This window comes from Streptomyces sp. NPDC057694, from assembly GCF_042799415.1.
Classification (GTDB): domain Bacteria; phylum Actinomycetota; class Actinomycetes; order Streptomycetales; family Streptomycetaceae; genus Streptomyces.
In genome coordinates this window covers 1-13,025 of sequence record NZ_JBHVIX010000038.1, presented here as the reverse complement: position 1 = coordinate 13,025, position 13,025 = coordinate 1, and the positions used below count along the sequence as shown (strand labels likewise).

The following is a 13,025-nucleotide window of genomic DNA, read 5'->3' as shown; positions in this document are numbered from 1 at the left end:
GGTCACCGCCGCCGGTCGCCGCGCGAGCGGAAGAACTCGCCGGGTTCCAGGTCCCCTTCGAGGAACCGGCCCGCGACGAAGCCGATGGCGCCGAGCGCCGCCACCAGTAGGAAGGCCCCGAAGCCACCGAAGTATCCGGCGAACCCGAGAGCCATGCCGGCGATCATGCCGATCACGGCCAGATTCATCGTGCGCTCCTTCTCCGGGGCCTTCTGCCAAGCCCGCTACACGTAGCCGTCACTGGAGCCGTGACTCCGGCTCTTCGTCTTCCTCGTCCGGCAGCTTCACATCGCTGACGGCGATGTTCACCTCGACGACCTCGAGACCCGTCATCCGCTCGACGGCCGCGATCACGTTCTCCCGCACGGCGCGTGCGGTGTCCGCGATCGACACTCCGTACTCGACGACGATCTCCAGATCGAGCGCCGTCTGTACCTCACCGACCTCGGCCTTCACACCGCGGGACACGGACTTGTCGGACCCGCCGGGCACCCGGTCGCGGACGGCGCCGAAGGTGCGCGAGAGGCCGCTGCCCATCGCGTGCACGCCGAGTACGTCGCGTGCGGCGAGTCCGGCGATCTTCTCGACGACGCCGTCGGCGATGGTGGTGCGGCCGCGGCCCGCGGGGTCGCCACCGCCCTTCTTGGTGACGTTGGTCCGGCCGGTGGGCGCGGAGGCGGGTGTGTCGCCCGGCTTCTGTGCGGTGTCGCTCATCGGGGGTGTCCCCTCTTGTGAGGTGCGGTCTCCCTGCGGGATCCTGCCTTCTTTTGCCCACACTAAGTGCGGTTACCCGACCCCGCGCCCGGGATGAGGCAGCCTGGGTGGATGACAGCGGACCGATGGGCACAGGCAGTGCGGCAACAGCTCGGATTCGGCAGGCTGCTGCCACTGGGCGGACCGGGTGACGGCGCGTGGATCACGGAGAGCGCGGCTGAAAAGGCGCTGCGCCGAGCCGTGACCACGGTGCGCGGGGTGCGGCTGGGGTCCCTGCGGCTCGCCCTGGCCGAGGAAAACGGCTCGTACACGTCCGTGGTGCCGGCCCCGCCGAGCGCGCTGCCGCCGGGGCCGCTGCGGATCGACGCGGAGTGCGCGACGACGGCCGACGAGCCCTTGCCGCAGGCCGCGGCCCGGCTGCGGGAGGCGCTCTCGCAGGCGGCACGGGACGGGCTCGGCCTGGTGGTGGCCGAGGTGGATCTCCAGGTGACGGCGCTGCTGGACAGCGATCCGGCGGAGGGGGCGGAGAAGGAGGAGCCCGCCGACGCCGCGGACGAGAAGTCCGGCCCGGACGGTGACGAGGGCCGGGCGGCGCGGGCCGCGCTGACGGTCGCCGGGGTGGCGCGGCTGACGGGTGCGCTGGGCGGCCTGGGCCGGGCGGTCCACATCGAGGAGACCCCGGCCCCGGCCGCGCTGGCGCACCGGCACGTCCGCGTGGAGCTGGCGGTGGCGTCGTCGCACCGGGCCCTGGACGTGGCGCGGGCCGTCCGCGAGGCCGTGTCCGCGGCCTTCACCGACGGCCCGAGCGTCGCGGTGCTGGTCACCGAAGTGACGCCCTGAGCAGCGTGACGGGCCGGTGCGTCCGTCGGCTCAGTCGGCGATGCCCGCCAGATCCCGCAGCCGGCGGCCCTGAGCCTCCCGCTCGGCGGTCCGCTGCTCGTCGAGGGTCCGGCGGGACGCGCCCTGGAGCAGGGCCTTGGTCTCGATGACGGCGTCGCGCGGCGCGGCGAGGAGTGCGCCGACCAGGTCGGAGGCGGCCGCGTCCAGAGCGTCCGCGGGCACGGCGACGTTGGCCAGGCCACTGGCCACGGCCTCGTCGGCGTGCACGTAGCGCCCGGTGACGCAGATCTCCAGGGCGCGCGCGTATCCGACGAGCGAGACGAGCGGGTGCGTGCCGGTCAGGTCCGGTACGAGTCCGAGGCTGGTCTCGCGCATGGAGAACTGCACGTCGTCGGCGACGACGCGCAGGTCACAGGAGAGGGCGAGCTGGAAGCCCGCTCCGATCGCATGCCCCTGGACCGCGGCGACGGACAGGATGTCGCTGCGCCGCAGCCAGGTGAAAGCGTCCTGGTACTCGGCGATCGTGGTGTCCAGGAGATCGTCGCCGCCGCGTGCCAGGTCGATGAAGGACGGCTCGCCGTCGAAACCCTCGGGCGTGAACGCCTGACGGTCGAGGCCCGCGGAGAAGGACTTGCCCTCACCGCGCACCACGACGACGCGCACGGAGCCCGGCAGTGACCGCCCGGCTTCCGTCAACGCCCGCCACAGAGCGGGAGACTGAGCGTTGCGCTTGTCCGGGTTGGTCAGGGTCACCGTGGCGATGGCATCGTCGACGGTGAGCCGGACCCCGTCCTTTTCGATCAGGGGTACGAGCGTAGCCATCTGGGCCTCCGAGTCTGCGCAGTCGTGTCCACGAACGACGTGAACGACCTAAGTGACTGCACAGTAACCACCCGGCCGATCGGAGAACCGACCGGGTGGTCACCGCGGGAGCCGGTACGGCCCGCCGCCAGGGGGCGGACGGGCCGGCCGCGTCAGCTTGCCGCGGCCTTCTTGCCTCGCGTGGCCCCGCCGCGACCGCGCAGCGTGACCCCGGACTCACTGAGCATCCGGTGGACGAAGCCATACGAGCGGCCGGTCTCCTCGGCCAGTGCCCGGATGCTCGCACCGGAGTCGTACTTCTTCTTCAGGTCTGCCGCGAGCTTGTCGCGCGCGGCGCCGGTTACCCGGCTGCCCTTCTTCAGAGTCTCGGCCACCCGTGCCTCCTCATGGGAAGTGCGCTCTGGATTTCCCATGATCACCCCTCGTGGCGTTCCTGGCCACCCATTCGGCAAGGTCCGTGGGCCGGGAATTCCCGCTCCGCAGGGGATCCACACGAGTGGAATTCGTGATTCCGGAGGCTTTTCCCACCACCCGGAACCACCCGCTCGAAAAAACCGCCAGGTCAGCGACTGCCCAGGCGCCCCAAGGGCTTCAGGCCCGAGGCGGGGGCAAAATCCGTGTAGGACACACCTCGGTACGAGGCGATCTCACTCAGATGAAGGATCACGGATCGGCCGAATGATCCATACCGAGTGGATCAACTATTCGATCAAGCCGTGCTGACGCCTCCGGAGCGGCCCCGAGCCGGTCAGGCGAGTGCGACCAGATCCGCGTAGGTCTGGCCCCACAGGTCCTCGACGCCGTCCGGGAGCAGGATGATCCGCTCCGGCTGGAGCGCCTCGACGGCGCCCTCGTCGTGGGTGACCAGGACGACCGCGCCCTTGTAGGTGCGCAGCGCGCCGAGGATCTCCTCGCGGCTGGCGGGGTCCAGGTTGTTCGTGGGCTCGTCGAGGAGCAGGACGTTCGCCGACGAGACCACCAGGGTCGCCAGGGCGAGCCGGGTCTTCTCACCGCCGGAGAGGACCCCCGCCGGCTTGTCGACGTCGTCACCGGAGAACAGGAAGGAACCGAGCGTCTTGCGCACCTGGATCAGGTCCAGGTCGGGGGCGGCGGAGCGCATGTTCTCCAGGACCGTGCGCTCGGGGTCGAGGGTCTCGTGCTCCTGCGCGTAGTAGCCGAGCTTGAGGCCGTGGCCCTCGATGACCTGCCCGGTGTCGGGCTTCTCGGCGCCGCCGAGGAGCTTGAGCAGGGTCGTCTTGCCCGCGCCGTTGAGACCGAGGATGACGACCCTTGACCCCTTGTCGATGGCCAGGTCGACGTCGGTGAAGATCTCCAGCGAGCCGTACGACTTCGACAGGCCCTCGGCCATCAGCGGCGTCTTGCCGCACGGCGAGGGGTCGGGGAAGCGCAGCTTGGCGACCTTGTCGCTCTGGCGCACCTCCTCCAGGCCAGCGAGCAGCTTGTCGGCGCGCTTCGCCATGTTCTGCGCGGCGACCGTCTTGGTGGCCTTGGCGCGCATCTTGTCCGCCTGCGCGTTCAGCGTGGCGGCCTTCTTCTCGGCGTTCTGACGCTCGCGCTTGCGGCGCTTCTCGTCGGCCTCGCGCTGCTGCTGGTAGAGCTTCCAGCCCATGTTGTAGACGTCGATCTGGGAGCGGTTGGCGTCCAGGTAGAAGACCTTGTTGACGACCGTCTCGACCAGGTCGACGTCGTGGGAGATCACGATGAAGCCGCCGCTGTACGTCTTCAGGTAGTCGCGCAGCCAGACGATCGAGTCCGCGTCCAGGTGGTTCGTGGGCTCGTCGAGGAGCAGGGTGTCCGCGTCCGAGAAGAGGATGCGGGCCAGCTCGACACGGCGCCGCTGACCGCCGGAGAGCGTGTGCAGGGGCTGGCCCAGCACGCGGTCGGGGAGGTTGAGCGCGGCGGCGATGGTGGCGGCCTCGGCCTCGGCGGCGTACCCGCCCTTGGTGAGGAACTCCGTCTCCTGGCGCTCGTACTGCTTGAGGGCCTTGGCCTGGGTGGCGCCCGAGCCGGTCGCGATGCGCTGCTCGTTCTCGCGCATCTTGCGCATCAGGGTGTCGAGGCCGCGGGCCGAGAGGATGCGGTCGCGGGCCAGCACGTCGAGGTCGCCGGTGCGCGGGTCCTGCGGCAGATAGCCGACCTCGCCGGAGCGGGAGATGGTGCCGCCGGCCGGGACGCCCTCACCGGCCAGGCACTTGGTGAGGGTGGTCTTGCCCGCGCCGTTGCGCCCGACGAGACCGATGCGGTCGCCCTTGGCGATACGGAAGCTGGCGTTCTCGATGAGGATGCGGGCGCCTGCGCGCAGTTCGATACCGGATGCGGTGAGCACGGGTGGGTCTCCAGGGCAGTGAACGGCTGATTGACGGGTCGGGGGCCGGTCTGTGCCGCTAATGCACCCAGAGAAGAAACGTCATACAGCCCAGCTTACCGGTGGGATGCAAGGGCTTTTCCCACGCGTCCCGGAGGGGGCCCTACCGCTCCCCCGGCAGCTCGTTGCCGAGGGGGGTCCGGCCGGGGGCGATCCTGCCGAGGTCGTCGACGGCGACGATCTGGTCGGTCCAGGCAGCGTCGTGGCCGGTGCAGGGCTGGGCGACGAGCAGCGCCGTCCCGCGCCGGGCGGCGGCGGCCGGGGCGAACGCGCAGCCCGCGCGTGCGGGCAGGACCCAGCGCAGGTCGCCGTCGGCCGTGCGGTAGGCGGCGATGCGCTGCGGGGTGACGACGGCGAGCATCCGGGCCCCCGGGCCCAGCGGCTGGAGGACACCGGCGCCGCCTTGCGCTCCCGGGGTGCGCAGCCAGGATGCGGCGTCCGGGACCGCGCGGTGCCAGCGGACGGCGGCCGCGGTGCGGCGCTCGATGTCGGTGACCAGGCCGTCGCTCCACAGCGCGAAGGCGTGCCCGGCGGCGGGCAGCACGGCGCGTGCACGCCGCCCCTCGCGCGCGTGGCGCCAGCGGGTTCCCCCGGCGTCGTACGCCTCGACGGCCCCGTCGCTGACGCGCAGGGCGGGGGCGGGCGCGCCGCTGTGCGCGGGCACGCGCGCGATGTGGTCGCCGAACGGGTGCGGGCGCGTGCCGTGGGCCGCCGCGATCAGCGGCAGCGCGAGGAGGGCGGCGAGCACCGGCCGGAGGAGTCCGGCGCGGGGCCGGCGGGGCGGTCGGCGTGCGGGGCGTGACACCGGCTGTGCGGGGCCCCGCCCTGCCGTCACGTCGAGCGGCAGCACCGCCATCGCACGCTCCCCCTCATTCCTCACCACGGGCCACGAATCAGGCGCAGAGCGTAGCCGTGGGGCGGGTGAGCGGGGTGGCGGGCGGCGGCGACACGGCGTGCGCGGGCGCACGCGTCCCCCGTTCGGCCGCCGGATCCGGGCCCGGGGGCACGCCACGGCAGAGGATGAGCAGGGTGGGTTCCGGCGAGAGGGCGGTACGGGCATGCAGTTCGACGACGACGCCAACCTGGACACGTCGGAGGTCCAGGACCAGCGGGGCAGCCGGGTGCCCGGCGGGAAGGCGACGATCGGCGGCGGTCTCGCCGGTCTGCTGGCGCTGGTGCTCGGCCTGTTCTTCGGCACGAACGAGTTCGGGCTGTCCTCGGACGGCGGCGGCACTCCCGCGACGAGCGTGTCGAGCGCGGCGCAGGTGCAGCAGCAGTGCCGTACGGGCTCGGACGCGAACACCAAGGACGACTGCCGGATCGTCGCGGTCGTCAACAGCGTGCAGGACTTCTGGCAGCAGGAGTTCGCGCGCCGCAACGCCCGCTACAGCGGCGCCTCCACGGTGTTCTTCACCAACCGCGTGAGCACGGCGTGCGGGGCGGCGACGTCGGCGGTGGGCCCGTTCTACTGCCCCGGGGACCGCAAGGTCTATCTCGACCTCGGCTTCTTCGACGAGCTGCGCACGAAGTTCGGTTCGAGCGGCGGCCCGTTCGCGCAGGCGTACGTCGTGGCGCACGAGTACGGGCATCACGTGCAGAACCTGATGGGCACCCTCTCGCGCTCGCAGGACGGCCGCACGGGGCAGAACAGCAACGCCGTGAAGGTGGAACTCCAGGCCGACTGCTACGCGGGCGTATGGGCCCGCAACGCGACGCGCACACCCGACGAGTCGACCGGGCGGCCGCTGATCACGAGCCTGACCGACGCCGACATCCGGGACGGTCTGGACGCGGCCGCCGCGGTCGGCGACGACCGGATCCAGGAGCGCTACCAGGGCCGGGTGACACCAGAGTCATGGACGCACGGTTCGGCCCAGCAGCGCCAGCAGTGGTTCTACCAGGGCTACAGGACCGGCGACATGGCTCAGTGCAACACCTTCAAGTAGGCCGTCAGGCCCCGCCGGTGTGGACCTGGAAGGCCGCACGGCGGACCGCCTTGGCGAGGGCCGGGTCGGGGTGGGCGGCGGCGAGGGCGACCAGCACCTGCACGGTGCGGGGGTGGCCGACGGCGCGGACCTCCGCGATCAGCGCGGGCACGGTCGGCTGCACCGCGGACTCCAAGTGCCGCACGAGGAGCGGGGCTTCACCGTGGTCGGCGACGGCCGCCGCGGTGTCGACCCACAGCCAGGTGGCCTCCTCGCGGGTGAGGACCGTGTGCACGTCCTCGGGGTCGGCGCCCTCCGCCTCGGCGAGCCAGAGGAGAGCGTAGGGGCGCAGGCCCGGCTCGTCGGCGGCGCGCCGCACCTCGGGTTCGGCGGGGCCGCCGACGACGCGCAGCGCCTCGAAGGCGAGGCCGCGCAGCAGGGCGTCCTCGCCGCGGGCGGCCTCGATCAGCTCGATGACGGCGGTGCCGGTGTCGCGGGCGGCGAGCCAGGCGCGGTACTCGGCGCGTGCCGCGTTGGGCCGCAGGCGGGCGCAGCCGCGCAGCATGTCCTCGGCGCTGACCTCGATGTTGCCCGCCGGGGACTGGGCGGCGACGCAGATCTGCTCCAGCTTGACCCAGACCGCCCAGCTGCCGAGCGGGGTGAGGGTGGCCTGCGCGTCGGCGTAGATGAGCGCGCCGACGGAGGCGAGGCCGTGCAGGGTCCAGTCGAGCAGCGGCCGCAGCGGGGTGTTCTCCGGCGGGGTCGGCTCCGGCTGCGGTCCGAAGGGGATCTCGCAGCGCTCGGTGCGCAGTTCGGCGACCCGCTGGTCGAGGAGGTCCAGGAGCTGGGCCGCCGCGACGGGGCCCGCCATCAGCTGGAGGAAGGACAGCAACTGCGGGACGGCCTCGACGACTTCGGCGACCGCGGCGGGCTCCAGGGCGTCCGGTGCCGGGTGGACCAGCGACCAGGCGTCGAACAGGGCGACCCAGCCGCGCAGCACGGCGGTGTCGTCGCGGTCCCAGGCGCGCAGCCGCCAGCCGGGGCGGGCGCTGTCGCCGTGCACCTCGACGAGGCCGGCGAGGCGTGCGGTGTCCCAGTCGGCGCGGATCTGCCGCACGCTGAGGCCGAGGTCGTCGGCGGCGCGGCGCGCGGTGGCGTCGGAGAGGGTGCCCTTGCCGTCCCCGGCGGCGGTGTGGTTGCCGGGGCTGAGCGTGGCGTCCGCCCAGCGCGCCACGCGGACGGCGGCGGCCAGGCCCTCGCGCGCGGTGCGGGCGAGTTCGGCGGGGGGCGGGGTGCCCTCCGGGGGGCGCGGGGCGGGACGGGCCACTCGGCGCGGGGCAGCGGGGGCCAGCGGCTGGCGGCGAGGGCGGACTAGTCGGAGCCTGGAGTCGCGCGGGGTACGGGACGTCACTGGAGCAGTCTCCAGGGTGACCCCGCTAATTCCCAAACGCGGCCCTGTGTTCGGCGCTCGCCCCGGGGTGCGGGGTCGGCCCGGGGGCGGTGCGGGGCCCGCTGTCGGGGCCCCGCACCCGTGTTCACATCAGCGGCGTCAGGAAGCGTCGCAGGGTCTCCTCGTACGTGGTCGGGTCCGCGTTCCACATGGCGTTGTGCGGGGCTTCGTCGACCGTGTGCAGGGAGACCAGGTCCGGGCGGCGGGCGGCCAGTTGGCGGGAGAGCGCCCAGGGGGCGACCTCGTCGTCGGGGCCGTGCACCAGCAGCGTGGGGACCTTGAGCAGGCGCGGGTCCGCGGCGTCCGCGAGCCGGTCACCGGTCAGACCGGTGCGGCCCTGGGCGGCGCGCACCGCGAGCGGCAGCAGCGCGCCCGGGGTGCGGCGGGCGGCGGCCAGGGCGCGCAGGGTCGCCTCCCAGGACAGCACCGGGCTGTCCAGGACCAGGCCGGCGATGCGGTCGCGCAGCGCGGAGTGGGCGGCGGCGTGCAGGGCCATCGCGGCGCCGGTGGAGAAGCCGATGACGATGACGCGGCGGGCGCCGTAGCGCACGGCGTAGCGCAGCGCGGCGTCCAGGTCGCGCCACTCGGACTCGCCGAGGTGGTTCAGGCCGTCCGGGGGGCGGGGCGCGCCGAGGTCGCCGCGGTAGGCGAGGTCGAGGATCGGGAACCGCTGCCGGTGCAGGAAGTCCATGAGGTTCATGGGGTGTTCTCGGGTGGTGCCGAGGCCGTGCGCCGTGACGATCCAGGTGTCGCGGGCGCCGGGCACGAACCAGGCGGGCAGCGGGCCGAGTTCGCCCGGGATGTCGATGTCGGCGTGGTCGAGGCCGAGCGCGGACTTGGGGTCGCCGATGTGCACCTGGGGCGTGAGCCAGGCCCTGGCGCCGGGTTCGAGGGTGCCGTGGGTGACCCGCTCCAGGCGGCGTACGACGGTGTCCGCGGGGTGCGGGGCCGAGTCGACGACCGGGCCGACGACGGCGTGGAAGCCGTCGCCCGCGAGTCCGTAGGTGCCGGGGTACTGGGAGGCCAGGTCCCGGGTGAGGGTGATGTGTCCCGCGGCGATGGCGTGGACGGTGAGTCGTGGCTCGGTGGGCAGGGGGCGTCCTGCGGGCGCCTTGAGCGCGGCGTCGCTGGCCAGGCGGCCGACGGCGATGGCGGCGGCCGAGGCCCCGATGACGGCGGTGACGGCAGCGGCCGTCGCTTTGGCGGTGCGCACTCGTCCAGTGTCGGGGCCCGGGCGCGGCCGGGCCAGCGGGACGGAGGATGCGAGTGACGGGCGTGCCGGGCTGGGCGGAAAGTGCGTACGGGTTCTTCTCACCGGGCCTCCTCGCTTCGCTGGGTCCCCTACGAGTGCTCCGCCGGGCGCTTCGTACGCATTCCCGCGGGGCGGAGGGGCCCGGCCGGGTCAGCGCGGCGAGGGCTGCTGCCCGTATCCGTCGAGCCGGCGTGCCGCCTCCGCCATCTGTGCGTCGCTCAGCAGTGCGGGGCGCAGCCCGGGGACGGAGTGGGCCGTGAGCCAGAGGCGGCACATCCATTCCAGCTGGGCGGTGCGGTCGTAGGCCTGGGAGAGGGAGTCTCCGTATGTGACGGTGCCGTGGTTGCGCAGGAGACAAGCGGTGCGCCCGGCCAGCGCGGCGAGCATGTTCTCGGCCAACTCCTCCGTGCCGTACGTCGCGTAGGGGGCGACACGGACGGTGCCGCCCATGGAGGCCGCCATGTAGTGGATGGCCGGGAGTTCACGGACGAGCGTGGAGACGGCCGTGGCGTGCACGGCGTGGGTGTGGACGACGGCCCGCGCGGTGGTGTTGCGGTAGACCGCGAGGTGCATGGGCAGCTCACTGGTCGGGGCGAGGAGGCCCGCGCGCCGGGTGCCGTCGAGGCCGACGGCGACGAGATCGTCCGGGCCGAGCCGGTCGTACGGGACTCCGCTCGGGGTGACGAGGATCAGGTCGTCGTCACCGCCGTCGCCGACGCGTACCGAGGCGTTGCCGGAGGTACCGACGACGAGTCCGTCGGAGACCGTTCTGCGGGCTGTCGCCACCAGTTCTTCCCAGGCCTGCCCGTGATCTGTCGGATCCGTCATGGCGGCATCCTGCCAGCCGCGGAAGCACCCGACCGGGTACGGAGGCAAGGAGTCCGGATGCTCCCCTATGGGCAGGTATCCCCCCACTGAGGGCAATTGGCTGGGCTTCGACGGGCAAGTCGGGATCTTCCGGTAATCTCTGGGAGATTTGTCATGCACGTCGCCATCCGGGGGGAAATATGGCTCGTGATAGCAAACCGTCCCGTCGTCGTGCGCGCCTGCTCGCGGCGGCTTCCGTCACCGCACTGACCATGGGGGCGACGGCCCTCGCCGCGCTGCCGGCCCAGGCGGCGGCGCGGCCGTGGGGACACGACGTCTCGTCGCACCAGAAGAATGTCAACTGGTCGAAGGCGAAAAACAAAGGGGCCCGGTTCACCTACGTGAAGGCGACCGAGTCCACGACCTACAAGAATCCCTACTTCTCACAGCAGTACGAAGGCGCCCGCAAGGCCGGCATCATCCGGGGCGCCTACCACTTCGCGGTGCCCGACCAGTCGTCGGGCAGGACCCAGGCCGCGTACTTCGTGCGCAACGGCGGGTGGTGGCAGGGGGACGGCTGGACGCTGCCACCCGCGCTCGACATCGAGTTCAACCCGTACGACAAGCACAAGTGCTACGGCATGAGCAAGGGCAGCCTGGTGTCGTGGATCGGCTCGTTCAGCGCCGAGGTGCGGCGGCTGACCGGCCGGCGCCCGGTGATCTACACGAACTACCACTGGTGGAAGACCTGCACGGGCAACAGCGGGGCCTTCGCCGCCAACCACGCCCTGTGGCTCGCACGCTACGACGCGAGCGCGGGGTCGCTGCCCAGGGGATGGTCGTACTGGACGTTCTGGCAGTACGACAACAGCGGCGGGCTGCCGGGTGACCAGAATCTCTTCAACGGGTCCATGGCCCAGCTGAAGAGGTTCGCCCGGGGCTAGCCGGAACCGGGACCAAAGTCCCACGGAACCCGTGATTCCGGGCCTCCGAGGGGTCGCCTTCCGGGCCGATCCGGAGTCGGTGCCACCGCCACGCGCCAAGCGGAGTGGCAGCGCTCCGGATCGGGTCACCAGGACGCCCGACCCAGTTCATCTTCCGTTCACCCGACGTGCTTACGTTCGAAGCGCCACTGACGTCCAACCGAAGCCTGGGTAAATGGAACACATCACGCTGCTCCTTGCGATCGTGATCGTTACCGCACTGGTTTTTGACTTCACCAACGGTTTCCACGACACCGCCAACGCGATGGCGACGACCATCTCGACCGGCGCCCTGAAGCCGAAGACGGCGGTGGCCATGTCCGCCGTGCTGAACCTCGTCGGAGCGTTCCTCTCGGTCGAGGTCGCCAAGACCATCTCCGGCGGCATCATCAATGAGGACGGCCTCAAGACAGAGGTCATCTTCGCGGCGCTCGTGGGCGCCATCCTCTGGAATCTGCTGACCTGGCTGCTCGGTCTGCCGTCCAGCTCCTCGCACGCCCTGTTCGGCGGCCTCATCGGCGCCGCGGTCATGTCGATGGGCTGGTCCTCGGTCAACGGCGGCACCGTCGTCACCAAGATCCTGCTCCCCGCGGTCGCCGCGCCGATCGTCGCCGGCCTCGCCGCGATGCTGGCCACGCGCCTGACCTACCGGATCAGCGCCAAGACCGACGCGAAGGCCACCGCCAAGGGCTACCGCACCGGACAGATCGCCTCGGCCGGACTCGTCTCCCTCGCGCACGGCACGAACGACGCGCAGAAGACGATGGGCATCATCACCCTGGCCCTGATCACCGGCGGAGTCATCGCGCCCGACGCCGACCCGCCGCTGTGGGTCATCGTCTCGGCCGGCACCGCCATCGCGCTCGGCACGTACCTGGGCGGCTGGCGGATCATCCGCACCATGGGCAAGGGCCTCACCGACCTCGCCCCGCAGCAGGGCTTCGCCGCGCAGACGTCCGCCGCGACGGCGATCCTCGCCTCCTCGCACATCGGCTTCTCGCTCTCCACGACCCAGGTCTGCTCCGGCGCCGTCATGGGCTCCGGCCTCGGCCGCAAGGGCGGTGTCGTCCGCTGGTCGACCGCGACCCGGATGTTCGTCGCGTGGGGTCTGACCCTGCCGGCCGCCGGTCTGGTCGGCGCGGGCGCCGAGTTCCTGACCAAGCAGGGCCCGTGGGGCGTCGGCCTCACCGCCGCGCTGCTCGTGGCCGGCGCGGGCGTCATCTGGAAGCTCTCGCGCCGCGACTCCATCGACCACACGAACGTCACCGCCGACGAGGTCGACGTCGTCGCCGAGCCCGCGGGTGTCGTGACCACGGCCATCGCCGCGGTCACCCCGCCGCCCGTCGGCACCCTGGTCACCGGGGAGGCCGAGGAGATCGCGGCCGTGAAGGCGACCATTCCGGCCCCCGCGCCGGCCGACCCCGCGCGCCCCGCCGGCGCCACGCTGTAAGGAGCAGGACCAGCTATGAAGATCGACTGGGCGGCCCTCGGCTCCGTGTTCGGAGTCAGCCTCGTGATCACCGTGGCCCTGGTGGGCCTGTTCACCCTGGGCATCGTCGGACTCTCCAAGAAGGAGTCGGCGGCGCAGCGGGGCGACTCGGCGACGCTCGTCGTGTCCGGCGCGTACGCGTGCTTCGCGGCGTGTGCGGCGGCTGTGGCGTACGGGATCTTTCTGATCGTGGCGTGATCCGCGACAGCCCTTTCGGCGGGCCCGGACCTCTGTGGTCCGGGCCCGCCGTTTCTGTGTGTGCCGCGGCCTGTCGCGTGTCGGGTGCCGCTTTCTTCGTGGCTGGTCGCGCAGTTCCCCGCGCCCCTGAAGCGAGCTCCGCTCGCCCACCCAGGGGCG

Annotated in this window: 14 protein-coding genes; 5 read left to right on the top strand and 9 right to left on the bottom strand. The window is 72.3% G+C overall.

Features of this window, described 5'->3' with window-relative positions; translation table 11 throughout:
- Positions 1-2: 2 nt before the first annotated feature.
- Positions 3-188 carry a hypothetical protein gene (locus ACFVDP_RS41270; RefSeq protein ID WP_338695133.1) on the bottom strand — a complete coding sequence of 62 codons (186 nt, stop codon included), beginning with the start codon at positions 186-188 and terminating at the stop codon, positions 3-5.
- A 49-nt stretch (positions 189-237) separates the two neighbouring features.
- A complete protein-coding gene (locus tag ACFVDP_RS41265) occupies positions 238-714 on the bottom strand; it encodes an Asp23/Gls24 family envelope stress response protein (protein WP_383502145.1) in 477 nt (158 codons plus the stop codon).
- A 111-nt stretch (positions 715-825) separates the two neighbouring features.
- Here ACFVDP_RS41265 and ACFVDP_RS41260 point away from each other — a divergent pair, with 111 nt between their 5' ends.
- Entirely contained in the window at positions 826-1,554 is a 729-nt protein-coding gene (locus ACFVDP_RS41260) for a nucleopolyhedrovirus P10 family protein (protein WP_383502142.1), read from the top strand.
- A 30-nt stretch (positions 1,555-1,584) separates the two neighbouring features.
- Here ACFVDP_RS41260 and ACFVDP_RS41255 read toward each other — a convergent pair whose 3' ends face one another.
- The 4 genes from ACFVDP_RS41255 to ACFVDP_RS41240 all read right to left on the bottom strand — a co-directional run bounded on the left by ACFVDP_RS41255 (position 1,585) and on the right by ACFVDP_RS41240 (position 5,618).
- Positions 1,585-2,376 carry an enoyl-CoA hydratase/isomerase family protein gene (locus ACFVDP_RS41255; RefSeq protein WP_383502139.1) on the bottom strand — a complete coding sequence of 264 codons (792 nt, stop codon included), beginning with the start codon at positions 2,374-2,376 and terminating at the stop codon, positions 1,585-1,587.
- Between the two features lie 152 nt (positions 2,377-2,528).
- The gene (locus tag ACFVDP_RS41250; protein WP_018533414.1) at positions 2,529-2,750 is read right to left on the bottom strand and encodes a helix-turn-helix domain-containing protein; all 222 of its coding nucleotides are present in this window, start codon (positions 2,748-2,750) and stop codon (positions 2,529-2,531) included.
- Positions 2,751-3,124: 374 nt separating this feature from the next.
- The gene (locus tag ACFVDP_RS41245) at positions 3,125-4,723 is read right to left on the bottom strand and encodes an ABC-F family ATP-binding cassette domain-containing protein (RefSeq protein WP_383502135.1); all 1,599 of its coding nucleotides are present in this window, start codon (positions 4,721-4,723) and stop codon (positions 3,125-3,127) included.
- A gap of 142 nt (positions 4,724-4,865) precedes the next feature.
- On the bottom strand, positions 4,866-5,618 hold the full coding sequence (locus tag ACFVDP_RS41240; protein ID WP_383502132.1) for a hypothetical protein: 753 nt from the start codon (positions 5,616-5,618) through the stop codon (positions 4,866-4,868).
- Positions 5,619-5,820: 202 nt separating this feature from the next.
- Between ACFVDP_RS41240 and ACFVDP_RS41235 the strand changes: the two genes are divergently transcribed.
- Complete coding sequence (locus ACFVDP_RS41235) at positions 5,821-6,708, top strand: neutral zinc metallopeptidase (RefSeq protein ID WP_383502130.1); 888 nt, start codon at positions 5,821-5,823, stop codon at positions 6,706-6,708.
- Positions 6,709-6,712: 4 nt separating this feature from the next.
- On the opposite strand, the gene ACFVDP_RS41230 is transcribed toward ACFVDP_RS41235, so the two are convergent.
- The 3 genes from ACFVDP_RS41230 to ACFVDP_RS41220 all read right to left on the bottom strand — a co-directional run bounded on the left by ACFVDP_RS41230 (position 6,713) and on the right by ACFVDP_RS41220 (position 10,217).
- Positions 6,713-8,098 (bottom strand): hypothetical protein, encoded by a 1,386-nt coding sequence (locus ACFVDP_RS41230; RefSeq protein ID WP_383502127.1) that lies wholly within the window; start codon positions 8,096-8,098, stop codon positions 6,713-6,715.
- 124 nt (positions 8,099-8,222) lie between these two features.
- Positions 8,223-9,350 carry an alpha/beta hydrolase gene (locus ACFVDP_RS41225; RefSeq protein ID WP_383502124.1) on the bottom strand — a complete coding sequence of 376 codons (1,128 nt, stop codon included), beginning with the start codon at positions 9,348-9,350 and terminating at the stop codon, positions 8,223-8,225.
- Between the two features lie 189 nt (positions 9,351-9,539).
- Positions 9,540-10,217 carry a class II aldolase/adducin family protein gene (locus ACFVDP_RS41220; RefSeq protein WP_383502121.1) on the bottom strand — a complete coding sequence of 226 codons (678 nt, stop codon included), beginning with the start codon at positions 10,215-10,217 and terminating at the stop codon, positions 9,540-9,542.
- 179 nt (positions 10,218-10,396) lie between these two features.
- Between ACFVDP_RS41220 and ACFVDP_RS41215 the strand changes: the two genes are divergently transcribed.
- The 3 genes from ACFVDP_RS41215 to ACFVDP_RS41205 all read left to right on the top strand — a co-directional run bounded on the left by ACFVDP_RS41215 (position 10,397) and on the right by ACFVDP_RS41205 (position 12,866).
- Positions 10,397-11,140, top strand: a complete 744-nt coding sequence (locus tag ACFVDP_RS41215; RefSeq protein ID WP_383502118.1) for a lysozyme — start codon at positions 10,397-10,399, stop codon at positions 11,138-11,140.
- A 214-nt stretch (positions 11,141-11,354) separates the two neighbouring features.
- On the top strand, positions 11,355-12,629 hold the full coding sequence (locus ACFVDP_RS41210) for an anion permease (protein WP_383502115.1): 1,275 nt from the start codon (positions 11,355-11,357) through the stop codon (positions 12,627-12,629).
- A 15-nt stretch (positions 12,630-12,644) separates the two neighbouring features.
- Positions 12,645-12,866, top strand: a complete 222-nt coding sequence (locus tag ACFVDP_RS41205) for a hypothetical protein (RefSeq protein ID WP_383502112.1) — start codon at positions 12,645-12,647, stop codon at positions 12,864-12,866.
- Positions 12,867-13,025 lie beyond the last annotated feature (159 nt).

Excerpts from the sequence above, each read along its gene's own strand:
- ACFVDP_RS41220 (WP_383502121.1), bottom strand. The coding sequence starts at position 10,217 with ATGACGGATCCGACAGATCACGGGCAGGCCTGGGAAGAACTGGTGGCG.
- ACFVDP_RS41205 (WP_383502112.1), top strand. The coding sequence starts at position 12,645 with ATGAAGATCGACTGGGCGGCCCTCGGCTCCGTGTTCGGAGTCAGCCTC.
- ACFVDP_RS41240 (WP_383502132.1), bottom strand. The coding sequence starts at position 5,618 with ATGGCGGTGCTGCCGCTCGACGTGACGGCAGGGCGGGGCCCCGCACAG.
- ACFVDP_RS41215 (WP_383502118.1), top strand. The coding sequence starts at position 10,397 with ATGGCTCGTGATAGCAAACCGTCCCGTCGTCGTGCGCGCCTGCTCGCG.
- ACFVDP_RS41255 (WP_383502139.1), bottom strand. The coding sequence starts at position 2,376 with ATGGCTACGCTCGTACCCCTGATCGAAAAGGACGGGGTCCGGCTCACC.
- ACFVDP_RS41210 (WP_383502115.1), top strand. The coding sequence starts at position 11,355 with ATGGAACACATCACGCTGCTCCTTGCGATCGTGATCGTTACCGCACTG.
- ACFVDP_RS41260 (WP_383502142.1), top strand. The coding sequence starts at position 826 with ATGACAGCGGACCGATGGGCACAGGCAGTGCGGCAACAGCTCGGATTC.
- ACFVDP_RS41235 (WP_383502130.1), top strand. The coding sequence starts at position 5,821 with ATGCAGTTCGACGACGACGCCAACCTGGACACGTCGGAGGTCCAGGAC.
- ACFVDP_RS41265 (WP_383502145.1), bottom strand. The coding sequence starts at position 714 with ATGAGCGACACCGCACAGAAGCCGGGCGACACACCCGCCTCCGCGCCC.
- ACFVDP_RS41270 (WP_338695133.1), bottom strand. The coding sequence starts at position 188 with ATGAATCTGGCCGTGATCGGCATGATCGCCGGCATGGCTCTCGGGTTC.